Here is a 21,659-nt window from a genome sequence, read left to right as displayed (position 1 = left end):
ATATCCATAAAAGGGGGAAAAGTCATGAAAACGTTTATAATCACAGGAGCTTCAAAAGGTTTAGGTGCTGCCATCGCCAAAGGATGTTTGCAGACGAGTGATCATTGCATTTTAGTTTCCCGTACAGCCAATCCTGAAATGCAGCGGCTGGCTGACCGATCAGGGAAGAAACTTACATTTATTTCGATGGACTTGAATGAAACTGAAAAGTTACCTTCCTTAGTCAATGAGATTCTTGCTGCTGTCGATGATACAAGTGACATTTACTTCATTAATAATGCAGGCGTTATTGAACCGATAAAGCCGGTAGGAGAGCTTGGTATGGTAAATTTGGAAACAAGCATGCGGGTGAATTTCATGGCACCCATCGTATTGGCTGATGAATTCATTAAACAGACAAAGGACTCGAACAGAAAGAAGGTAATGGTGAACATATCATCAGGTGCAGCAAAAAATCCTTATCATGGCTGGGCAGCCTATTGCAGTACTAAGGCGGGGCTAGAAATGTTTACACGGGTTGCAGGGGTGGAGCAGGATAAAGCGTCTTTCCCTACGTCCCTCATATCTTTTTCACCTGGAGTAATGGATACGGCGATGCAAGGGACAATCCGGTCAGCAGACGAACGGGACTTTTCCGATCGAGACAAATTTCATGAATATAAAGAGAAGGGCATGTTAAGAAGCCCCGAATTTGTGGCAGATATACTTTTGCAGCTTCTTGAATCGGAAGATTTGGAGAATGGGAAGTTCTACGATATTAAGAATTTTCTTTAATGAATGGAAGCATGTGAAACGAAAATAGCGTGGGGTTGTCCGTTTGGACAGCCTCTTTTTTAAGTGATCCCTTATTATATAAAAAAGCAGGATATCTTCAAGGAAATATGATAATTCGTTCTATCCAATTACCTGAATAACATAAACTTTTTTGGAGGGAGTTTGGAGGGTTATGAATGACGATCATTATTGTGAAAAAAGGTGACAGCCTTTGGGAAATTGCCAGAAAAAATAAAATTGAACCATCGAGGTTAATTGAAGTCAACGGTTTGGAATCAACAGCTTTGGTTCCTGGCCTGGCATTGTATATACCTGAGGAAAAAGCGGTGGGACGAAGGTATCTAATTAAAAGTCAGGATACCCTTACTAGAATCGGCAGTCGTTTTGGAACGAGTGCAGCGGCAATCAAGGAAGCCAATCCAGGAATCGCTGCAAACTCGCTTAAAGTCGGCACGGTAATTTTGATTCCGTCCCCTTACAAAAATCAATTGATTACGCTGGGTTTTGCCTTTCCGAATTCAGGTGGAATAGTATTTGAAACACTTGAGGAGAATGGTGATAAATTATCCTATTTAGCCATTGTAGCTTATTCGTTTACAAGGGAAGGAAATGCATACGTTGATGGTGATGATCTCCCGCTTATCGCGAAATGCGAGCAAACCGGGGTGACACCCCTATTGATGATCCGGAACTTTCAAGATGGTGATTTTGATGCTGATTTGGCGGGTGATGTCCTTGCTAGTACAGTATACAGAGCGAATTTAATCAATAGTATGCTGAAATTCGTTAGGGAGAAAGGGTATGGGGGTGTCAGTATGGACATCGAATTCATACCACCTGCTCGGCGTTCCGATTATGTGCTTTTTTTAAAAGAATTAAAGGAGGGATTGAACGAACTGATCCTTCATGTGAACGTACACGCAAAAACAGCGGATAATCCTGATAATCGAATTGTAGGCGGCCATGATTATCGGGGGATCGGAGAGGTAGCCGATCTTGTTGCCGTGATGACCATTGACTATGGGTATCCTACTGGCCCGCCTGAACCAATTTCCCCACTTTGGTGGATGGGCGAGGTTCTTCGTTATGCTTTGACGAATATTCCTGAATATAAATTGCAGTCGGCATTTCCTATGTATGGATACGATTGGGTAGTACCAAGCCACGAGACGAAAGCTTTATCAGCTCAAAATGCCCAAAATCTTGCTATTGCAACTGGCGCTGAAATAACTTTTGACACGTCTGCGGCATCACCTAATTATGCTTATCAAAGAGAAAATTCGAATCATGTGGTTTGGTTTGAAGATATTCGATCGATAAGCGCGAAATATGAAATGATTGATGCATATGAACTGATAGGTGCAACTTATTGGCAGATTGGTTTGGAATTCCCTCAGAATTGGGCGTTTATAGAAAAGAATATTTTGATTATTAAATAGATGAATGGGTGCAGGCGGTGAATAGAAGTGTTATATTTTTCCCTTGTTTGGTTGTGCAACTTTTATCAGGGCAAGCCAATCACATCTAGAAGAATTAAAGGGAGCCAATATCGTTCGAATGGCTATGAACCAATAAAAAGGAGCCAGGGAAAACCAAGGCTCCTTTACTTTAACGGTTAACCGAATGGAATGCATCATCCAGGAATATTTATGACTGATTTGGTATCGAATGCTCATGTTTTTTTCCCTGTAAGTCTTTCTTTTTAAAAATTGCATAAAGAAAGGCAAGGAATATCAGGGTGGAAGAAAATTGGAACGTTGTTTTTACACTGTATGTTTCCGTTATATAGCCTAATAGTAAGACAGAGCCGGCAAATGTAAGATTGATGACGGCTCCCCAAACTGCATGAAATTTTGCAAGAGTCTTTTCCGAAGCATGGTCTTGGAATAGCTTGGTGTAGATCACTTCCCGGATTTGTTCCGGGAGACCGTACAGGCATGCCAGCAGTAAAGCCAAAGCAGGAATACTGGTAGTTCCAAAAAGCAGGGTTAGCATTGAACTGAGAAATATCCCGAAAGTGATGAAGAACCCTATATATTTTTCTAGTAACTTGGCAAAACGGATGACGATCAATCCACTGAATATCATGCCGACAAAGTAGCTTGTGTTAATATATCCCCACCACTCCTCACCTAGTTCCAGGTTCTGTTCAACATATACATATATAACGGCAGCCATCCACACGCTTGAAGCCAAAGTAGTTATAAAATCAATGGAAATGAGTGTACGGATAGTTGGGATTTGTCGAATCGAAACCCATCCGGATTTAATCGAACCCCAGTTTGACGGAACAACAGAGTCCGTCGTTCGTTCTGAGACTTCTATTTTCATTGTATAGATCGTTGAAACGGCAAAAAGCATGACCGTAAGCCAAATGATGAAACTGCTGTTGGTACTTATCAATAAGACGGAACCTAGTGGCCATCCTGCTACAAAGATGGTCTGGGTGATCATATTCAAGAAACCATTCGCTTTCATCCGTTCTTCCTTCGGAACTAATTGAGGAACCAAAGCTGCGCTGACCGGGGCAGCGACTCCATCCAATAATGAAATGGAGGCAATGAAGCAAATGACGGCAACAGCAAAACCATGATTGAAATTTGTTATATAGATTCCTAGGCCAACGAGTAAGATGGACTTCCACCATTGAGATTGTACAAGGATCCTTTTTAAAGGAAACCTGTCGATGACAAGGGGGGAGAGTAAACTGCTGATAAATCGAAAAATCGTTGTAGTGAACGGAAGCAAGCTCAAATAAAAGGCAGATCCCGTCAAAGTATATAATAATGAAATCAACCCGACTACATAAAATATATCACCTAGATTTGCAAACGACTGACCGATCCAAAGGTATCGAAAAGATGAGTTTTTCATATATACCATCCTTTTGCGAAAATAAAGTTCATGGATATTTAGAATGGTTATAATTTTTACACTGGATTCACTCCTTAATTTACTAGATTGCATGAGCCGGGTTGGCCTGTTTTATATAGATGATTTTACCATAATATGAACAAGGGGGTTCTCAAATGCTTGCTGAATATTGAATATGGAATTATACTCCTTAATATATGTAAAAAAGGAGAAAAATTTGATGATTCGACGTTTTGCTTCATATTACCTGCCGCATAAGCGGTTATTCATTATTGACTTCTTCAGTGCAGTGGTCGTTGCTGTACTAGAACTTGCATTTCCGCTAGCTGTTCAGTGGTTCATAGATACACTGCTGCCTGGCGACGACTGGTCTGCAATTGTTTCGGTAAGTGCCGGTTTGTTCCTCCTTTATATCATTAGTACCTTCTTACAGTTCATCGTAGGGTATTGGGGGCACAAATTGGGTATCAATATCGAGACTGATATGCGTGAAGAATTATTTGAGCATGTGCAGAAACAATCTTTTCGTTTTTTTGATAACACGAAAACCGGCCATATCATGAGCCGCATAACCAATGACCTTTTCGATATTGGGGAACTTGCTCACCATGGTCCCGAAGATTTATTCATTGCCTTCATGACTTTTATAGGCGCATTTTGGATTATGTTGACAATCAATGTGAAACTTGCACTCGTATCGGTTTGTATTTTACCGTTCCTCGTTTTATTAATTGTCATAAGTAATTTAAAGATGAATAAAGCCTGGAAGAAAATGTATACAGAAGTTGCGGATGTAAATGCCCGTGTGGAAGATAGCGTCTCAGGAGTCAGGGTTGTACAATCCTTTACTAATGAAACATATGAAATGAAAAGATTTGCTACTAATAATCGCCGATTCCGTAAAGCGAAACTTCTTGGATATAAGGTTATGTCCTTTAGCTTATCGGGCATATACATGATGACGAGGTTTATGACCCTTGCCGTGTTGGTGCTTGGTGCTTGGCTAACATTTCATGGGCAGCTCTCTTATGGTGAACTGGTTGCATTCGTCTTATATGTTAACGTATTGTTTAAGCCGATCGACAAAATCAGTGCGATGATGGAACTCTATCCAAAAGGGATGGCCGGCTTTAAGCGTTTTACGGAACTTCTGGATGTAACGCCAGATGTCGTCGATAAAAAGGATGCAATAGAGGTAACCACCCTTTTAGGCGATATTTCCTTTAAAGACGTTTCTTTTAACTATGAAGACAAAAAGCCAGTTTTAAAAGGTATTGATCTTACAATTAAGGCTGGTGAGACCATTGCTTTTGTCGGGCCTTCGGGAGCTGGGAAAACGACCATATGTTCATTGATCCCAAGATTTTATGATGTTAAGGCCGGTTCAATATCCATTGATGGAATTGATATTCGTGAGATGACGAAAAAATCATTGCGCTCACAAATTGGCATAGTCCAGCAAGACGTGTTTCTTTTCACAGGAACAGTAAAAGAGAACATTGCGTACGGAATGCTTGGAGCATCGGATGAACAAATTCAAGATGCTGCAAGGAAAGCCCATTTGGAGACTTTCATTGAAGGACTTCCAGAAGGCTATGAAACTCAAATAGGTGAACGTGGCTTGAAATTATCTGGAGGACAAAAACAACGAATTGCAATAGCGAGGATGTTTTTGAAGAATCCGCCAATATTAATTCTCGATGAGGCAACCTCTGCACTCGATACTGAGACGGAAAGAATAATTCAGCAGGCTCTTACAGAACTAGCTGAAAACAGAACTACGTTAATTATCGCACACCGATTGGCAACCATTCGAAATGCTGACAAGATCGTGGTTGTTACGGAAGAAGGAATTGCTGAAGAGGGCGGTCACGATGACTTACTTGAGCAGGGGGGCATTTTTGCCAATCTGCATCAATTACAATTCCAAAAATGATAAAAATGCTATATGTCCCCATAAGGACATATAGCATTTTTAATAGATTGGAGTGGAATTCAATTCAGAATGATTTCCCATAATTCCATAGGGTAACAAACAAGGCTTTTGAAAAATGGATGAAACATTTACCTCATAAGGATGATAATGCTTAGTGTACTAAGGCAGATGTTCTACCAAAAAAGACTTGGAGTCGTTCCATGGCTTTTTTTATTTAAAAAAAGTCTTTAAACGTGTCTTGGCCGGAGTTGGAAGTGCTGTCTATAAACGCGGTTATTTGTTTTATATAGACCGAAATCTAATAGGTTAGCCTATAACAATAGGATTGGCAGTGCATACAATAAAGGGTAGAAGGAGAGGCCATATACCAGAAAAGAGTAAGGAGTGCAAATCGTGAAAGTAATGACCATCTTAGGGACTCGACCTGAAATCATCAGATTAAGTCTCATTATAAAGAAATTGGATCAGTATGCCGATTCACATATACTAGTACACACCGGACAAAATTTCACTACATCCTTAAGCGAAATATTCTTCCAACAGTTACAGGTAAGGAAACCCGATTACGTCTTGCTGAATCAACAGAAAACACTCGGCGAACAGTTATCGGCGATCTTTAAGAATTTAGAGACAATCCTATTAAAAGAAAAGCCAGACAAAGTATTAGTGTTGGGGGATACGAACTCCGGGCTCAGCTCCATCTTAGCAGAAAGACTGGGAATACCCGTCATTCATATGGAAGCAGGAAACCGTTGCTTTGACCTGGAAGTGCCTGAGGAGAAAAATCGAAAGATCATTGATGCTGTATCAAGCTTGAATTTACCTTACACTCCTCAAAGTAAAGAGAATCTTCTGAAAGAAGGTATCCCCAGCAAAAGGATATATTTATCGGGAAACCCTATTTACGAAGTTTTGAATCATTACAACAATGAGATCGAGCAAAGTGGAATTTTGGACAAAATGAATTTGAAAAAGGAGGATTATTTCCTCGTAACAGCCCATCGAGCCGAAAATGTTGATTATGAAGACCGTTTGATGGAAATTATGAAAGGCATTAATTTGGTTGCCGAAACCTATCAAAAAAGAATTATATGCAGCTTACATCCCCGGACAAAATCCCGCATTGAACTCAGTCCCAATTTAGATGTACATCCACTAATTGAATTCCATGAGCCATTTGGTTTCTTCGACTTCGTTAAGCTTGAAAAAAGCGCTTTTTGTGTGCTGACCGATAGCGGAACCGTCCAAGAGGAATGTTGCTTGTTCCATGTTCCTGCGGTTACGATACGAAAAACTACGGAAAGGCCTGAAACAATTGAGTCAGGCAGCAATATGTTATCGGGAATTAATGCTGAACAAATCGTCAATTGTGTGAAGATTATGGTTAACCAGCAAAAAGACTGGACCTTTCCAGAAGGCTACGACCATAAAAACGTTTCAGATAAAGTGCTTAAAATAATACTGGGAGGCCATGAAATTGATTAAGAATCGAACAATTTTGGTAACGGGCGGTACAGGCTCATGGGGATATGAATTGGTAAGGCAACTACTGGATTTTGAACCGCGTGAAATACGAATTTTCTCAAGAAATGAATCCAATCAATTCACAATGAAACAAGAGTTTGATAATAATCCGAAATTGCATTTTATTATCGGAGACATAAAAGAGAAGGAAGCTTTATTGGAAGCTTGCCAAGGTGTTGATTATATTTTCCACTTGGCTGCATTAAAGCATGTTCCTGTTTGTGAAGATCAGCCCATTGAAGCATTAAAGACGAATGTAATCGGAACACAGAATGTAATAGAGGCAGCTATAAGCTGTAATGTGCATTCTGTTGTGAATATATCTACCGACAAGGCTTCGAATCCATCCAATTTTTATGGTCTATCAAAAGCAATGGCGGAAAGACTGATCATACACGCTAATACATTAAACACGAAAACTAGATTCGTATGTATCCGCGGAGGAAATGTCATGGGTACGAATGGAAGCGTCATTCATGTATTCAAAAAGCAAATCAAGGAAAAGGGGAAAATCGGGATAACGGACTTGAATATGACAAGGTTCTTTCTAACCATTCAAGAAGCGATAAAATTGGTATTCAAGGCTACTTTTGAAAGTGTCGGCGGAGAAATATTCGTGATGAAAATGCCTTCCTGTAAAATTATTGACTTAGCTGAAGTGTTGATAGAAGCATCCGGGAAAACAAATGTAGGTGTAGATGTCCTGGGCATCCGTCCTGGTGAAAAACTCCATGAAATCCTGCTTTCAGAATATGAAAGCACAACGGCGATTGCCTATGACGATGAGTATTATGTCATATTGCCGGCCATTCACATAGATGGGATAAAAGAACATTATTCTAAATACCAGCCGGTTAGTTTAGAAGACTATAACTCTGGCACAGGACTTATGGATAAAGCCCAGATCGAGGAAATGTTAAAGAACGGGGGCTTTATTTAACATGAAGGTATTAGTCCTTGGTGGACAAGGGATGGCAGGCCATGTAATAAAGGAGTATTTCACACAGGACCCGAAGTATCAGGTGACCTATACGTCAAGGGATCCGAATGATAATAAGGGACTATATCTGGATGTAACCGATGTAACGAGTCTAGAGGAAATCATGGATAAAGTTAAACCTGACATTACGATTAATTGTATCGGCATTTTAAATGAGCATGCTAGTGATAATACGAAACTCGCTTTTCAGGTAAATAGTGTTTTTCCCCATCAGCTTGTTAAATTGACTGAACGCAATAATGGAAAATTGATTCATATCAGTACAGATTGTGTATTTTCAGGGTCAAAAGGTGATTATACTGAGAATGATGTACCCGACAGCTCCACAATTTATGGCCAATCAAAACATTTGGGTGAAATCATTAGTGAAAAACATTTGACTATACGAACCTCCATAATCGGCCCGGAGCTAAAAGAAAATGGAATTGGTTTATTTCTTTGGTTCATGAAGCAAAAGGGAGAAATAAAAGGATACGAAAAAGTGCTATGGAATGGTGTAACGACTCTCGAGCTGGCTAAGGCACTGGACACGATGATCCAAAAGAACATTACTGGGTTATATCATCTTGGCTCAGATGAAAAGATCTCAAAAGCGGCCTTATTGACATTGATACAGCAAATCTTCAAGAAAACCGATGTGGAAATCATTCCTGATTCATTTATTAATTTAGATCGAACCATTAAAAATACAAGAAATGATTTTCAATACAAACTGCCTACTTACGAAGAAATGCTGGTGGAATTAAGAGATTGGATGAGGAAAAAGGAAGAAAACAAGTCGATTGGTTGAATGGTTTAATCCATTCGTGACCAAAAGACTAGATTTCGTTCAGGCTGAAAATGGTCATGTTATGTAAAGATCTCTTCGTGTAGGAAACCTCGCATCGCTTTGATGAAAAAGTTAACTATCCGAGGGGTCTTTTTCTTTAAAACAAAAATGTAAGGTTGATATTATATAAACCCGAGGGGAATATAAGTGGCGAAAGTCGTTGAGCTATTGAGTGTAAAGGTGAAATTTTTATGAAAGCGCTGCCATTTTATTAAGAGTTAATAAATAGAGTAATGCTTTAGAAATTGTTCAACTTATGAATACTATACGAAGGATTTTAAAAAAACATCTTTCTCGATGGAATCCTTTTTATAAACGATCCAAAAAATGACCACTGATATTCTCCCGAAAATTTGGGTTTTCGGGAGAAATGATAGATTGAAAACGTAACCCTTTTTTAGTGCGTCTTTAATTTTGAATGTAGCAGCGGTATGAGGTGTAAAGGTAAGCGATCCATACACGATGTGGTAGTGGTCTTAAAGGGGAGCATGGGGGATATCATTGTAACTACTTCTTACTCGAGAAGGAATAGGTTTCGGATAACCCTTTGAAAATATCAGTCTTTGGATACCAATTCAGCGATTGCCGTGCTTTCCTGTTATCAAGGCAGCTGTGTTTGATATCTCCTGTTCTTGCGGCTGAATGGAGTGTACTCACTTTTGAACCATGAATTTGTGCTAGCATTTCCAAGAGTTGATTTACTGATGTTTTCTGTGCAGTGCTGACCTGGATCGTTTCTTGATTACCACGATTCACCGAAGCGATGTTAGCATGCACTATATCTTTCACATATATAAAATCACGAGTTTGTTCACCATCACCGTGAATGCTTAAAGGCATCCCTTTTTTGAGTTTTTCCAAAAAGACTGCGACGACTCCGCCTTCGCCTTTTGCTGTTTGTCTCGGCCCATAAACGTTTCCATAACGAAGAATCGTATAGGGGAGCCCATATAACTGATGAAACAGGCGGATATATGATTCGGCAGTCAGTTTTGATAATCCATAATAAGAAATGGGGCCTGTCGGGTCGTCTTCGGAAATCAGTTCTTTCTGTAAATTGCCATAAACTCCTGAGGTGGAGGAAAAGATCAGTTTACTTACAGAAGATTCATGACAAGCCCGAAGAATATTAATTGTTCCATTAATGTTCACATCAGCATCATATTGGGGTTCAAGTATGGAACGGCTCACATCAGCTTGTGCAGCCAAATGGAAAACGACATCCGGCTTTTCACTCGCGATGATTTGGACAGCTGCCTCACTGCATATATCTTCAGTATGGATGATGGCATTTGGATGTACATATTCTTTGTGTCCGGATATCATGTTATCCAATACATGTACCTCGGCACCATTTAAGATAAGTTCTTCAACGAGATGGGAACCGATGAACCCAGCCCCTCCTGTCACGATAGCCTTCATGCATCATACTCCTCTTATATGTTTTTAGTATTGTATGTAATACGTTCAAAAATGTCTTAAACAGGTACCTAGCATTGCCAAAAAAGAAAGGAAAAAGGAAAAAAAGTGCTGACGCAATAAGTGGTTAGCACCTTTCTTGTAGACATCATTTATTTCTCTTTTTGCAAAGTGCGTTTTCATATACACCTAGCACCTTTTGGACGGCTTTATCGGGTGACCAATGTTCCAGCCCCCATTTTTGGGCATTTAAACCAAGGGTTTTCATATAGGACTCATTCTCCAATAAATAATTGATATGCATGGTTAACATCTGTTCATCCCCCGCAGGTGATAATACACCTGTAATTCCATGTTCGATGATTTCTGGTACTCCTCCTACATCACTGGCAATGACAGCTTTTCCGGTGATTTGTGCTTCAATTACAGACAACGGCTGATTTTCCATCAATGTTGGAAGAACGAAGATATCCGAAAGAGATAACAAAAAAGGAACATCATCCCGCCTTCCCATAAAAATCACATCACTTTCCAATCCCTCCGCTTTGCTTTTGTTTTTCAACTCCAATTCTTTGGGACCATCCCCAACAATCCAGCAAACCCAATCACTTCTAGTCTTTTTTAATTCCTTGAGTGCGCTTATCAAATGATGTACTCCTTTAAACTCATTCAGGCGACCAGTATAGATAATCACTTTCTTATCATTTGGGCGTTGGATCTCGGTTTTTTCGTTCGTTCGCTTCAAGAAGGATTCAATATCATATCCATAGTGAAAAACGCTAAGTTGCTCTTTCGGCACTTGAAATTCATCCGTTAAAATATTTCTCATCCATTCATTGGCTACGATCGTATAGTCAGCCGAGGTCGCACCTTCATATTCGAGTCGGTTAAAATAATCACAACCTTGTTTTGCATAGCTTTTCTTTTGCGTATTGGAGCTGTAGTACGCGCTCCTTAGCTCGTGAGCGACACAACCATGAAGGGTAGCGACCAGAGCAGTTTTTTCGGTTCGTATCCGGTTAATGCAGACGGTCGAAAATATATCTTGTGTATGAATGACATCATATTTTTCCAATCCTAAATTATTAGCGGCAAACTGAAAAAAATCACACTTTGAGGCATAATAAGCAATCACTGGATCACTATGGAGGGATGAATCTTGTTGTTCCATTAATACTTCTTGAGGCAGTGAATCCATATCTATTCTACGATTTTCGTTAATGATATGAACATATTCATGGTTTTCACCATAGCTTAGGAAATCGACCTCATGACCAAGAGTTTCAAGCTTTTCCTTTAATTGCTGCATATAGTTCCATACACCGCCAACATGTGGTGTTACCCAAAAAGTGGCAAGTAATATTTTCACGGTAATCTCTCCTTATCATGCTTTTGATACTCCATTTTAAGTTATCTCTTTATAACTATTCGGGGAAAAAATGATGCTATAGACGAATCACATGGGTTTATGTAGCTTATTTAAGGGATTCCCATATTTTTGAATATCATTTCATAAAAAAACGAGTACTTGTCCAATCAAGAAGCACTCGCCACCATTATAAACACGGTAAATCTAATATTCTTCATTGCCCTTAGAAGTATTTAGTTGGAAAATGCAGCTGCGAAAAAGCTTTCTGGGCCAGTACGAGTCGGTGCGATGACAATTCCGCCAGGTATACTTATGAACGATTGATATACTAAAAAGTTATTAGGGGATGGTGGATTGAAGTCCGCTCCTGCTAGGGTGATGATCGTTTCGGAGGCAACACCTAAACCTGCAACGGGTAATGTTAGTTGTGCTGAATAAACCAGTACGCGTCCTACGCCTGTCCCTCTATAAATTTCAATGTTGACGGGAGTTAATATGGCAGCTAGAGAGCTAAGAGTTGCGGTGAAAGTGAATTCGACCCTGATATTCGGTCCTGCACCAGTAGTGTTTAGGCCCAATGTGCCGAAAAGTGCAGGTGTAGTGGTGACCGGTATCGAGATGGAGTCACGATAACTGGCATTCTGTGAAGTTTGTGCATCTAAAAATTTTCCCAAATTATAACACCTCTTTTATTGGAATACTCTAACATATTAATTTGAGAAGGTTTTTGTATAGACAAGTTATTCATAATATGAATATTTTCAACTAAAAATATGTTTGGCATTTTCCTGTCGCAGCATATTGACCCATTATGTACAACCCTCCTGAAAAATCCACTTCCAAAATATCCTTATATATGGAAACGAATATTCCCACAATTTTCAGCTCAAAAAAAGTCCAGCTTTTAAGATATTGTTCATCCTTAAGTGAAAGCCCTTTTGACGGTAGATGTGAGAACAGCCCATAGCAATAGAGGGGTTTAAACATAGTGTAATAAAGAGACTGTGTTTATGATTACTATGGATTTGTAAATAACTGCTTATGGCGATTTTTAGAACTATAACGTTTTGATGTGTTACGAGCGATTGTTCATGCTGACCCAGTGTGTCAGAAAAATACCAGTATATCCGGAATCCTTTTATCAATGAATATCTGGATAACCTTGAGTCGATTAAAGCGGTTATTAATATCAATAATGATTGGATGAGAAATCAATGAATCAACAAGGGAAATTAATGATCACAGGGGCTAGTGGGTTTACAGGCAGGCATGCATGCGCACACTTCCTGAAATCAGGATTTGATATTACGGCGGTTTCAAGAAAAAAGATGAATTTCGAAGGTAGGATACAAGCAGAATGCTGTGACCTGACAAATGAAAGAGATGTAAAGAACCTCATTAAAAGGACCAAACCTCAGTACCTTCTTCATTTAGCCGGACAAAACCATGTTGGGGAGTCATGGTCGGAACCCGTATCGACTCTGGAGGCAAATACCATGTCCACTGCATATTTAATTGATGCAATTCGCAAAGAAAGTCCAACCTGTAAAATGGTGATAGTTGGCTCAGCTCTTCAAATTGATCCTGGTTCAATCTCTTCCATTCCACATCCTTATAGTTTAAGTAAAACACTTCAAGTACTTATAGCACAATCATGGGCAGTTTTATATAACATGGACATCATCATTGCAAAACCAGCCAATCTAATTGGACCTGGATTTTCTAATGGGGTATGTTCCATTTTTGCGAAAAAAATAGCAGAGATGGAAAAGAAGGGGTTGGAAAAGGTCCTTGAGGTCGATAATCCGAATGACCAACGTGATTTTCTGGATGTAAGAGATGCAGTGAGAGCATATGATTTTCTTTTGAGAAAAGGGCAGCCAGGAGATACGTATGATGTTGCTTCAGGTAATAATCGTTCTTTAGAAGAAATCATAGAAGGCTATAGGTCGGTAACAACAGGTGATATCAAGGTCAATTCAAAACGAAATGATTTAATCGAAAATAAAGCGGCAATCGATCCTATTAAGCTAGTGAATTTAGGATGGAAGCCTAATATCCCACTTGAATCATCTTTAATGGACATCCTTGCCTTTCATCGTGAATTAAAGGAAAAGTGATAAATCAATTGTAGGCAATCGAAAAAATACGCTATATATTCTTCAGGAGGGTAGGCAATGGAGCCGAAAGTATCAATCATTATTCCATTTTATAATTGTCCCTATATAGATCACGCCATTCAAAGTGCGCTTGATCAAACATATAAGAATGTAGAGGTCATTGTCGTCGATGACGGATCGACAATTTATACTGAAAAAATCGAGCCGTTCTTGGAACAAATCCGTTATTTAAGAAAAGAGAACGGGGGAACTGCTACGGCATTGAATCATGGGATAAGTGCTGCTACGGGAGAATATATCGCTTGGTTAAGCTCGGATGATTATTTTCTTCCTGAAAAGGTATCACTGCAAATTTCGTTTATGCTCGAACATAATGCAAAGGTGAGTTTTACGAATTTTGATAGTATAAACAAAAATGATGAAGTCATTCTATCTTGGACCGGCGAACGCTTTTCAGATATTGAAAACGGAGTGTACCATGCTTTTTTACTTCGTAATGCCGTGAATGGCTGTACTGTCGTTTTGAAGAAAGATGTATTCGACGCGGTTGGTTACTTCAATCCATATCATCGTTATACCCATGATTACGAAATGTGGCTTCGTTTATTGGTAAATGGTTATAAAATGTATTATTTGGATGAAGTCTTAACGAAGTTCAGAATACATGAAGAATCGGGTACAAGCAGATTCCAACCTGAGATGTTAAAAGATATTCTTACGATTGAAACCCATTACCGGCCCATTCTCAAAAAAAATTTAAAGAACTTATAGTGCACGATTTTTATAACTAGAAATGGAGGAATCATTATGTCTGAAGGTCTTCTCGATATATTTATGCATATCCCCAAAACTGGCGGAACGACTTTAAACGAAATATTTAAAAAACAATACAAGCTTAACGAAATATTTGATCATGACTCTTTTGAAATGAAGATGATGAAAATGGATGAATTAACGGAGACGGAAAAGAGGAATATCAAAGCAATTACAGGTCATTATTTCTATGGGATACATCAGGAGTTTTCACGGCCATTCAATTATTTTACGATGTTACGTGACCCGGTAGACCGTGTCATTTCTTCCTATTATTTTTTGAAGGATTATCCTGGCTATGAAATGGTAAAAGACATGACCTTGGAGGAGTTTGTAGTCAAAGGGCCTGAAGCACCCAATTTACAAACATTGATGGTATGCGGCAGCCAGGAGATTCCTGACATTGAAAAAGCCAAGGAAAACCTAAAGACATTTGCTGTGGTGGGAGTCACTGAGTTGTTCAATGAAACACTTTTTTGCCTGAAAAAGGAATATGCCTGGGGGGATATCCATTATACAAGAAAAAATATTACTAAAAATCGCTTGGCCAAAAAAGAAGTGCCATCGGACTTAATAAACTTGATTAGAAAATATAACGCATTGGATTTGGAATTATATGATTTTGCCAAAAAACTTCTTTACGAAAAACTTCAATCACTTACAGTAGACGAGCAAAAGCAATTGGAAAAGTTCAAAATGGAACTGAGTGCCTCAAACTAGTTCCTAATATGACAGTCCCCAATAAATTAAGAAACCGCCGGAATGAAAAAATTCCGGCGGTTTCTTTTCACTTGGAATCTATTCCTAAGGATTCAAGCATATTGATGAAATTTCGAGCATACAAATCAGGACTAAAATTAGTCTTTACATGCTCGAGGGCATTCGATCGTATACTTTCCCTTAAGGTCTGGTTATTCATTAATTCCTTTGCCTCTTTGACGGCATTATCGAGGTTTCCTAACGTGTAAAACTTTCCAGTTTGATTATGAATGATTGAGCTCCTTACACCATCGGAATCCGTCGTCAGCACAGGGCATCTACAACTCATCGCTTCTAGGAGTGCGTAAGGGGCTCCTTCCACTTTTGAAGTGGAGCATAAAAAGCCTCCGGAATCCCCAATTTCAGAGAAAAAATCAGCCATTTGGGAATTTGGGACATTTGAATGCAAAGTAAGCTTTGAGCTTAAATTTAACCGTTTTATTAATTTATTGAATTTATCTCTTTCGTTAGGGTCACTTAAGGTGGGATCTTCGAACATAAGTAATTGTATTTTCGGATTATGATTGTTAATTAGTTGATAACCGATTTTCAGGAATTCACTCCAATTTTTATTATCTTCGATCCTTCCTATCCAAGCCACTTTTCTATATCCATCTAAAGGCATTGGCTTGTAGCAGAATTGACTTGTATCAAAACAATTATTAAAACTGAACTTTGGGAACGTTGGGTAAAGTTCATCTAATAATTGCATGATATGAGGAGTCTTTGGGTTAAGAAATCCATCTGCATGGGCCTTGACATCTGGGATGGCATTTGTAAGTGCGGATCTTGCCACATGTTTTGGACCGTAACCCTGTATTTCGATAATCATCTTTCCTTTATAACCCATAGACCTGAATCTCGGTAAAGTTTTGAAATCTGATACGACAACGATAGCGGAATAATCTCCCTCTTCCAATATTTTTTTGATTTCAGCATCATTGTTCGTAATAAATGTTGGGGCACTGTGGTCATTCAAGAAATTCCTTCTGTTATCATAATATAGATAATGAGCATCGATACCGTATTTTTTCAGAGCGGCAAATCGTTGCCGATTCAATGTTTCCACTCCACCACTTGGAACATAAAAAACAAACAATATATTCATTTTTCCCCTCCTCAAAATAATGGAGCAACACGTCTCATATTTAGGTTGGACTTTACCTTTCAAAACAACAGTTAGCACAAATCGATCCATTTTGAATAGGTGTGACAAAGAGCCATGTAATATACGTATGATTCACAAATTGGATTTATAGCCGTTTTAATTTGGGATGACTCGATTGGGAATAGTTCATATCTTAATTAGTGTGAAATAAATATTAATATGAATTTTCTTTATAAAACGGATAGCCCTGATGCTCACGAAATACATGGTAATCAATTGAAAGGCGGTTCATAAATGTCTAAAGTATCGATTGTTGTTCCATTCTATAATTGTCCATATATCGATAAAGCTTTGGAGAGCTTGTTCAACCAAACCTACAAAAATATTGAGATTATCGTAGTCAATGATGGTTCTACATTATATTCAGAAAAAATCGATCCGTTTCTGGATAAAATAACATATATCAAAAAGGAAAATGGGGGAACGGCCAGTGCATTGAATTCCGGCATCAAAAATGCAACAGGTGATTATATATGCTGGCTTAGTTCAGATGATATCTTTTACCCTGAGAAGATAGAGATTCAGTTGGAAGCAATGGTTAGGGAAGATGCACGATTCAGTTATACCAGTTATTATTGCATTGATGATAATGGCGAAATCATTACTCCGATTATAGGGATATACCCACCTAATCAGCTTGAACTTATTAAAGCAATGATCAGAGGAAATATTATTAATGGCTGCTCGGTCATGATTCACAGGAAGGTATTTGAGCTCATCGGAATATTTGATGAGTCGCTTCTATACACACACGATTATGATTTATGGTTGCGGATCCTGCAAAATTTCAAATTTCACTTTGTGCCTCAACCGCTATTACTATATAGGATTCATACAGAAATGGGCTCTAAAAAGCATGAAGGCAGCATCAAAATGGAAAATAGACTGGTGGTTAATCGACATCATGCCAAAATGAAACAATTATTGGTAAATGAACTTAGGAAACAACAATAGGTGAGCAAGTTGTAAAGGAGGTCCCTGTTTTTATAAAACAGGGGCTTCTTTAGTTGTTGGAAGGGCCTGGCTTTCATCATGGGACCTCGAGGGTGGCCAAATGAAATTTCCAATTTCATATATGAGTCTATAACATACATAAAGCTCTTTGCATATCTTAAAGAAATCATTCATTTTCCTTAATAATCAGGGACTGTCACCAATTAAAGCTTTTGTCAGGAAGGGCTTAATTGCGTTAATCGACAGTGGACGAGCGTCAGTGCATTGGTTGTTACAGAACAAGGGACAACAGGTACGTTATAAAAAAAGGAATGCTTTGTAGGAGGAGAAAATGAGAAAACTCATTATATTTGCGTTTATCGGATTTCTGGCTCAGCTGATCGATGGTTCATTAGGCATGGCATATGGGGTTACATCCACATCGATGTTGCTGACATTCGGAATCGCACCGGCAGTGGCCTCTGCATCCGTTCATCTATCAGAAGTCGTGACAACGGCCGCATCAGGCATTTCACATATGAAGTTCGGGAATGTCGACCGCCAGGCACTTTTCAAATTAATCATACCTGGATCTATCGGGGCATTTGCAGGAGCGTGCTTTTTAAGTAACTTACCTGGTGATCTGATTAAGCCATACATTTCGATATTTCTGCTGATTCTTGGTGTGTATGTACTTTTCCGCTTTTTAAGAACGTCTAAGACAAAAAGTGAAAAGAAATCAATTAATCTTACAAGAAAAAAATCAATCACCTTGGGATTGATAGCGGGCTTCGCAGATGCAACGGGTGGGGGCGGTTGGGGTCCTATCACAACTCCAGTCCTATTATCCCAAGAAGGTGTTCCTGTCAGAAAAGTGGTTGGTACAGTTGACACTAGTGAGTTTGCAATTGCTGTTTCCGCAACCCTAGGGTTTCTCATTGCATTAGGTTGGCAGGAAGTGAACTGGTTTTGGGTAACCTCCCTGATGGTTGGAGGGATTATTGCTGCCCCGATTGCTGCATGGATCGTTACAAAATTGCCATCTTATTTATTGGGAGTCCTTGTCGGAGGTTTTATCATTTTGACGAATGCTCGAACGCTGCTTGCAACATGGTCTCTTCAGCATCATTGGGTCCCCGTCATATATATGCTGATATTGATCGGGTGGGCAGGTTCTTTGGTATTTGTCATCCGGAACAACAAAAAGGGGTTCCATAAAGATTAAAGGGGAGATAGTGTGAGTAAACAAGAGAATATCCATCAACATCCTTTTTCCATTACGAAAGAGCTAAGGCAAGCTCAGCACGGACATAAAAGCTATATTCTTTGGTTTACTGGTTTATCAGGGTCAGGTAAGTCCACCATCGCCAACATGGTCGAGGGAAGACTGCATGCGATGGGAATTTCGACATATATTTTAGATGGAGACAATCTACGAAATGGATTAAATGAAGACCTTGGTTTCAGCTCTGGTGACCGTAAAGAGAATATAAGGCGAATCGGAGAGGTCTCCAAACTATTTGTGGATAGCGGAATAGTAGTGTTGGCCACTTTCATTTCGCCTTATGCGAGTGACAGGGAGGAAGTAAGAAAAAAAGTACAACAGGATGAGTTTATTGAGATTTATGTAAAGTGTCCCATCGAAGCCTGCGAAAAACGGGATCCCAAAGGATTGTACAAGAAAGCTAGAAGTGGGGAAATCACCTCCTTCACAGGCGTTTCGGCTCCATATGAAGAACCGGAAAATCCGGAGATACTAATTGAAACCAGTCAATACACAATTGAAGAATGTGTGCAGCAGGTCATGAACTATTTAGAGGATAATGGCCTTTAACATCGACATGGCCGAATTTGAAAAAGAGAATATGAAACAAACCAAATCAAATGATTGAGGGGTTATAAATGAAGGTTCAAAGAACCAGTATCGATCCACATGGCGGGAAACTGATTCAACGTGAATTATCAGGAAAAGACCGTGTGGAATACATGGAAAAGTGTAAATCCTTATCGTCCCTGACCATCTCGAAATGGAATGTTTCCGATCTGGAAATGATTTCAAATGGAGCGTTCAGCCCGCTTGTAGGATTCATGGGAAAAGAGGATTACCGGAGTGTCATTAAAGATATGCATCTGGCAAATGGCTTGCCATGGACGATACCGATCACTCTTCCTGTCACGAAGGAAGAGGCAAGTCGGCTGAACATTGGCGATGAGATCGCTTTATACAGTGATGACGGGGAACTTGCTGGTATCATACAGGTGGAAGAAACGTTTGAATACGATAAACTGGAGGAAGCAAAACTCGTATATAAAACAGACGATCCCAATCACCCTGGGGTTAAAAAGCTGTTTGGACAAGGGGATATCTATGTTGCAGGACCAATTTATTTAATAAATGGGTCATCGCATGAGCAATTCGGGGAATTTCATATGAACCCTTCCGAAACGAGAAAGATGTTCACGGATTTAGGTTGGAATACTGTTGTCGGTTTTCAAACGAGGAACCCAGTACACCGTGCACATGAATACTTGCAAAAAACAGCATTGGAAACCGTTGATGGACTATTATTGCATCCTCTTGTCGGTGAAACGAAAAAAGATGATATACCTGCGGATGTTCGGATGGAAAGCTATCAAGCCTTACTAAAAGGCTACTATCCAATGGATAGGGTTTTACTTGCCATATACCCAGCAGCAATGCGCTATGCAGGGCCCAGGGAAGCAGTATTTCATGCAATTGTCCGAAAGAATTATGGGTGCACGCATTTCATTGTCGGCCGAGATCATGCGGGTGTAGGCAACTATTATGGGACATATGATGCCCAAGAAATTTTTAGCCAGTTTGATCCGCTGAAAATTGGCATTAAACCTCTATTCTATGAACATAGCTTTTACTGCAAAAAATGTTTGAATATGGCTTCCCTGAAAACATGTCCCCACAAAGATGAAGATAGGTTTATATTAAGTGGCACCAAAGTCAGGGAAATGCTCCGGAACGGCCTTGTCCCGCCACTTGAGTTTACACGTCCTGAAGTGGCTGAAGTTCTTATTAGAGGCATGAAGATAAATGAAGGCGAGTAAGCTATTGTAAACGCGGTGAGACCTATGCTTGTATAAAATCGCTGAAGAAGGACGGAACTTATCTAAATGTTGCCAGCCGTTACCCGGTGTACGAATGCTATGGACTAAATTGACAACAGGCAAGAAGCTGATATTGAGTCAAAATTCACCTGAAACTCCCGAAGCTCTAAACTTCCTCAAAAAACTTGTTGAAGCGGGGAAGTTAGTAGTGGTCATTGACAGATATTATGAGTTTGAAGAAATAGTTCAAGCCCATAAATATGTAGGGAAAGGACACAAGAAGGGAAATGTCGCCATGAAACTGGAACATAGTGGCAAATCCTAATAAATGAAACAGGTAATTTTTTATAAAGCTAAGGGATGCGTTAATCATAAGGTTAGCCGGTGTATACCTGGCTGACCTTTTTTAAAAATAAGTCTGATATATGTCAGGGTAGTACGTACGGTGTTAACGAGGTGTGCCTCTGGAACGATATAGATCTAGTTTTAGCAAAGGGAGTGGAAAAATGTTTCCAATATTAGAGACAAAACGATTGGTCTTGAGAGAATTGGCTGAAGGGGATGCACTGGATTTATTAAAATGTTTTTCCAATCCAGATGTATTACGATATTATGGGCAACCTCCATTAACAAATATAGATCAGGTGATGCAAATCATTACGAATTTTTCAAAGAATTTTGTTGAAAAACGTGGTATTAAATGGGGAATTGAATTGAAAGGAACGGATGGCATTATTGGAACGATTGGATTTCAAGAATGGTTCCATGAACATAAGAGAGCAGAACTGAGCTATGCACTTTTCCCAAATTATTGGGGCAAAGGTTATGCAACAGAAGCTGTCAGTAAAGTGATTTCCTATGGTTTTAAAGAGCTTGACTTAACGCGTATTGGAGCAATTGTTTTTATTGAAAATAAAGCATCCAATAAGTTGCTGACAAATTTAGGCTTCAAAAAAGAAGGGATATTGAGAGATTATATGTACCAAAATGATGTTTCTTTTGATACTAATCTATACTCTTTATTATCGGTAAAGCCTTAATGAATTAACAAAGTACTAGG

The 21,659-nt window shown here is 39.3% G+C and carries 19 protein-coding genes and 1 pseudogene; 15 read left to right on the top strand and 5 right to left on the bottom strand.

The window, feature by feature from the left end; genetic code table 11:
• Nucleotides 1-24: 24 nt before the first annotated feature.
• Both ACIROD_RS01395 and ACIROD_RS01390 read left to right on the top strand, forming a co-directional pair.
• Nucleotides 25-774 carry a (S)-benzoin forming benzil reductase gene (locus ACIROD_RS01395; RefSeq protein WP_402937313.1) on the top strand — a complete coding sequence of 250 codons (750 nt, stop codon included), beginning with the start codon at nucleotides 25-27 and terminating at the stop codon, nucleotides 772-774.
• A gap of 176 nt (nucleotides 775-950) precedes the next feature.
• Entirely contained in the window at nucleotides 951-2,213 is a 1,263-nt protein-coding gene (locus ACIROD_RS01390; RefSeq protein ID WP_402937311.1) for a LysM peptidoglycan-binding domain-containing protein, read from the top strand.
• A 208-nt stretch (nucleotides 2,214-2,421) separates the two neighbouring features.
• Here ACIROD_RS01390 and ACIROD_RS01385 read toward each other — a convergent pair whose 3' ends face one another.
• Nucleotides 2,422-3,648, bottom strand: a complete 1,227-nt coding sequence (locus ACIROD_RS01385) for an MFS transporter (RefSeq protein ID WP_402937309.1) — start codon at nucleotides 3,646-3,648, stop codon at nucleotides 2,422-2,424.
• Between the two features lie 220 nt (nucleotides 3,649-3,868).
• Between ACIROD_RS01385 and ACIROD_RS01380 the strand changes: the two genes are divergently transcribed.
• From ACIROD_RS01380 to ACIROD_RS01365, 4 genes are all read left to right on the top strand, one after another.
• Complete coding sequence (locus ACIROD_RS01380) at nucleotides 3,869-5,584, top strand: ABC transporter ATP-binding protein (RefSeq protein ID WP_402937307.1); 1,716 nt, start codon at nucleotides 3,869-3,871, stop codon at nucleotides 5,582-5,584.
• Nucleotides 5,585-5,977: 393 nt separating this feature from the next.
• The gene (wecB, locus tag ACIROD_RS01375; protein WP_101225083.1) at nucleotides 5,978-7,069 is read left to right on the top strand and encodes a non-hydrolyzing UDP-N-acetylglucosamine 2-epimerase; all 1,092 of its coding nucleotides are present in this window, start codon (nucleotides 5,978-5,980) and stop codon (nucleotides 7,067-7,069) included.
• Nucleotides 7,062-8,048, top strand: coding sequence for a polysaccharide biosynthesis protein (locus ACIROD_RS01370; RefSeq protein ID WP_101225082.1), 987 nt, complete (start codon nucleotides 7,062-7,064; stop codon nucleotides 8,046-8,048). Before wecB ends, ACIROD_RS01370 begins: the two co-directional genes overlap by 8 nt.
• 1 nt (nucleotide 8,049) lies before the next feature.
• Entirely contained in the window at nucleotides 8,050-8,898 is an 849-nt protein-coding gene (locus ACIROD_RS01365) for a dTDP-4-dehydrorhamnose reductase family protein (RefSeq protein ID WP_101225081.1), read from the top strand.
• Nucleotides 8,899-9,444: 546 nt separating this feature from the next.
• On the opposite strand, the gene ACIROD_RS01360 is transcribed toward ACIROD_RS01365, so the two are convergent.
• The 3 genes from ACIROD_RS01360 to ACIROD_RS01350 form a co-directional block, all read right to left on the bottom strand.
• Nucleotides 9,445-10,359 carry an NAD-dependent epimerase/dehydratase family protein gene (locus tag ACIROD_RS01360; RefSeq protein WP_402937303.1) on the bottom strand — a complete coding sequence of 305 codons (915 nt, stop codon included), beginning with the start codon at nucleotides 10,357-10,359 and terminating at the stop codon, nucleotides 9,445-9,447.
• Nucleotides 10,360-10,504: 145 nt separating this feature from the next.
• Complete coding sequence (locus ACIROD_RS01355) at nucleotides 10,505-11,725, bottom strand: glycosyltransferase family 4 protein (RefSeq protein WP_402937301.1); 1,221 nt, start codon at nucleotides 11,723-11,725, stop codon at nucleotides 10,505-10,507.
• 233 nt (nucleotides 11,726-11,958) lie between these two features.
• The gene (locus ACIROD_RS01350) at nucleotides 11,959-12,399 is read right to left on the bottom strand and encodes a hypothetical protein (RefSeq protein ID WP_402937299.1); all 441 of its coding nucleotides are present in this window, start codon (nucleotides 12,397-12,399) and stop codon (nucleotides 11,959-11,961) included.
• 540 nt (nucleotides 12,400-12,939) lie between these two features.
• Between ACIROD_RS01350 and ACIROD_RS01345 the strand changes: the two genes are divergently transcribed.
• The 3 genes from ACIROD_RS01345 to ACIROD_RS01335 are packed head-to-tail and all read left to right on the top strand — an operon-like array spanning nucleotide 12,940 to nucleotide 15,378.
• Nucleotides 12,940-13,845 carry an NAD-dependent epimerase/dehydratase family protein gene (locus tag ACIROD_RS01345; protein ID WP_402937297.1) on the top strand — a complete coding sequence of 302 codons (906 nt, stop codon included), beginning with the start codon at nucleotides 12,940-12,942 and terminating at the stop codon, nucleotides 13,843-13,845.
• A gap of 57 nt (nucleotides 13,846-13,902) precedes the next feature.
• Complete coding sequence (locus ACIROD_RS01340; RefSeq protein WP_402937295.1) at nucleotides 13,903-14,616, top strand: glycosyltransferase family 2 protein; 714 nt, start codon at nucleotides 13,903-13,905, stop codon at nucleotides 14,614-14,616.
• A 36-nt stretch (nucleotides 14,617-14,652) separates the two neighbouring features.
• Complete coding sequence (locus tag ACIROD_RS01335; RefSeq protein WP_402937293.1) at nucleotides 14,653-15,378, top strand: sulfotransferase family 2 domain-containing protein; 726 nt, start codon at nucleotides 14,653-14,655, stop codon at nucleotides 15,376-15,378.
• 67 nt (nucleotides 15,379-15,445) lie between these two features.
• Here ACIROD_RS01335 and ACIROD_RS01330 read toward each other — a convergent pair whose 3' ends face one another.
• Nucleotides 15,446-16,525 (bottom strand): glycosyltransferase family 4 protein, encoded by a 1,080-nt coding sequence (locus ACIROD_RS01330; protein WP_402937291.1) that lies wholly within the window; start codon nucleotides 16,523-16,525, stop codon nucleotides 15,446-15,448.
• Between the two features lie 294 nt (nucleotides 16,526-16,819).
• On the opposite strand from ACIROD_RS01330, the gene ACIROD_RS01325 reads away from it, so the two are divergent.
• The 6 genes and pseudogenes from ACIROD_RS01325 (at nucleotide 16,820) to ACIROD_RS01300 (ending at nucleotide 21,639) form a co-directional block, all read left to right on the top strand.
• Nucleotides 16,820-17,539, top strand: a complete 720-nt coding sequence (locus tag ACIROD_RS01325; RefSeq protein ID WP_402937289.1) for a glycosyltransferase family 2 protein — start codon at nucleotides 16,820-16,822, stop codon at nucleotides 17,537-17,539.
• Nucleotides 17,540-17,870: 331 nt separating this feature from the next.
• Complete coding sequence (locus ACIROD_RS01320; protein WP_402937287.1) at nucleotides 17,871-18,743, top strand: sulfite exporter TauE/SafE family protein; 873 nt, start codon at nucleotides 17,871-17,873, stop codon at nucleotides 18,741-18,743.
• 12 nt (nucleotides 18,744-18,755) lie between these two features.
• The gene (cysC, locus tag ACIROD_RS01315) at nucleotides 18,756-19,352 is read left to right on the top strand and encodes an adenylyl-sulfate kinase (protein ID WP_402937285.1); all 597 of its coding nucleotides are present in this window, start codon (nucleotides 18,756-18,758) and stop codon (nucleotides 19,350-19,352) included.
• A gap of 68 nt (nucleotides 19,353-19,420) precedes the next feature.
• A complete protein-coding gene (gene sat, locus ACIROD_RS01310; RefSeq protein WP_402937283.1) occupies nucleotides 19,421-20,599 on the top strand; it encodes a sulfate adenylyltransferase in 1,179 nt (392 codons plus the stop codon).
• A gap of 29 nt (nucleotides 20,600-20,628) precedes the next feature.
• A pseudogene (locus ACIROD_RS01305) lies at nucleotides 20,629-20,924 on the top strand (zinc-binding dehydrogenase); the annotation flags it as partial.
• A 181-nt stretch (nucleotides 20,925-21,105) separates the two neighbouring features.
• Nucleotides 21,106-21,639: a GNAT family N-acetyltransferase gene (locus tag ACIROD_RS01300; protein WP_402937281.1), complete on the top strand. Its 534-nt coding sequence runs from the start codon at nucleotides 21,106-21,108 to the stop codon at nucleotides 21,637-21,639.
• Nucleotides 21,640-21,659: the final 20 nt, after the last annotated feature.

Origin of the sequence: Peribacillus sp. NPDC101481 (genome assembly GCF_044767165.1) — a bacterium.
Lineage (GTDB): Bacteria > Bacillota > Bacilli > Bacillales > DSM-1321 > Peribacillus.
This window is presented reverse-complemented; position numbering and strand designations above follow the sequence as displayed.

What these genes read in the sequence shown, in the direction of transcription:
- ACIROD_RS01395 (WP_402937313.1), top strand. Translation starts at nt 25, where the DNA reads ATGAAAACGTTTATAATCACAGGAGCTTCAAAAGGTTTAGGTGCTGCC.
- ACIROD_RS01390 (WP_402937311.1), top strand. Translation starts at nt 951, where the DNA reads ATGACGATCATTATTGTGAAAAAAGGTGACAGCCTTTGGGAAATTGCC.
- ACIROD_RS01385 (WP_402937309.1), bottom strand. Translation starts at nt 3,648, where the DNA reads ATGAAAAACTCATCTTTTCGATACCTTTGGATCGGTCAGTCGTTTGCA.
- ACIROD_RS01380 (WP_402937307.1), top strand. Translation starts at nt 3,869, where the DNA reads ATGATTCGACGTTTTGCTTCATATTACCTGCCGCATAAGCGGTTATTC.
- ACIROD_RS01365 (WP_101225081.1), top strand. Translation starts at nt 8,050, where the DNA reads ATGAAGGTATTAGTCCTTGGTGGACAAGGGATGGCAGGCCATGTAATA.
- ACIROD_RS01360 (WP_402937303.1), bottom strand. Translation starts at nt 10,359, where the DNA reads ATGAAGGCTATCGTGACAGGAGGGGCTGGGTTCATCGGTTCCCATCTC.
- ACIROD_RS01345 (WP_402937297.1), top strand. Translation starts at nt 12,940, where the DNA reads ATGAATCAACAAGGGAAATTAATGATCACAGGGGCTAGTGGGTTTACA.
- ACIROD_RS01340 (WP_402937295.1), top strand. Translation starts at nt 13,903, where the DNA reads ATGGAGCCGAAAGTATCAATCATTATTCCATTTTATAATTGTCCCTAT.
- ACIROD_RS01335 (WP_402937293.1), top strand. Translation starts at nt 14,653, where the DNA reads ATGTCTGAAGGTCTTCTCGATATATTTATGCATATCCCCAAAACTGGC.
- ACIROD_RS01330 (WP_402937291.1), bottom strand. Translation starts at nt 16,525, where the DNA reads ATGAATATATTGTTTGTTTTTTATGTTCCAAGTGGTGGAGTGGAAACA.
- ACIROD_RS01325 (WP_402937289.1), top strand. Translation starts at nt 16,820, where the DNA reads ATGTCTAAAGTATCGATTGTTGTTCCATTCTATAATTGTCCATATATC.
- ACIROD_RS01320 (WP_402937287.1), top strand. Translation starts at nt 17,871, where the DNA reads ATGAGAAAACTCATTATATTTGCGTTTATCGGATTTCTGGCTCAGCTG.
- sat (WP_402937283.1), top strand. Translation starts at nt 19,421, where the DNA reads ATGAAGGTTCAAAGAACCAGTATCGATCCACATGGCGGGAAACTGATT.
- ACIROD_RS01300 (WP_402937281.1), top strand. Translation starts at nt 21,106, where the DNA reads ATGTTTCCAATATTAGAGACAAAACGATTGGTCTTGAGAGAATTGGCT.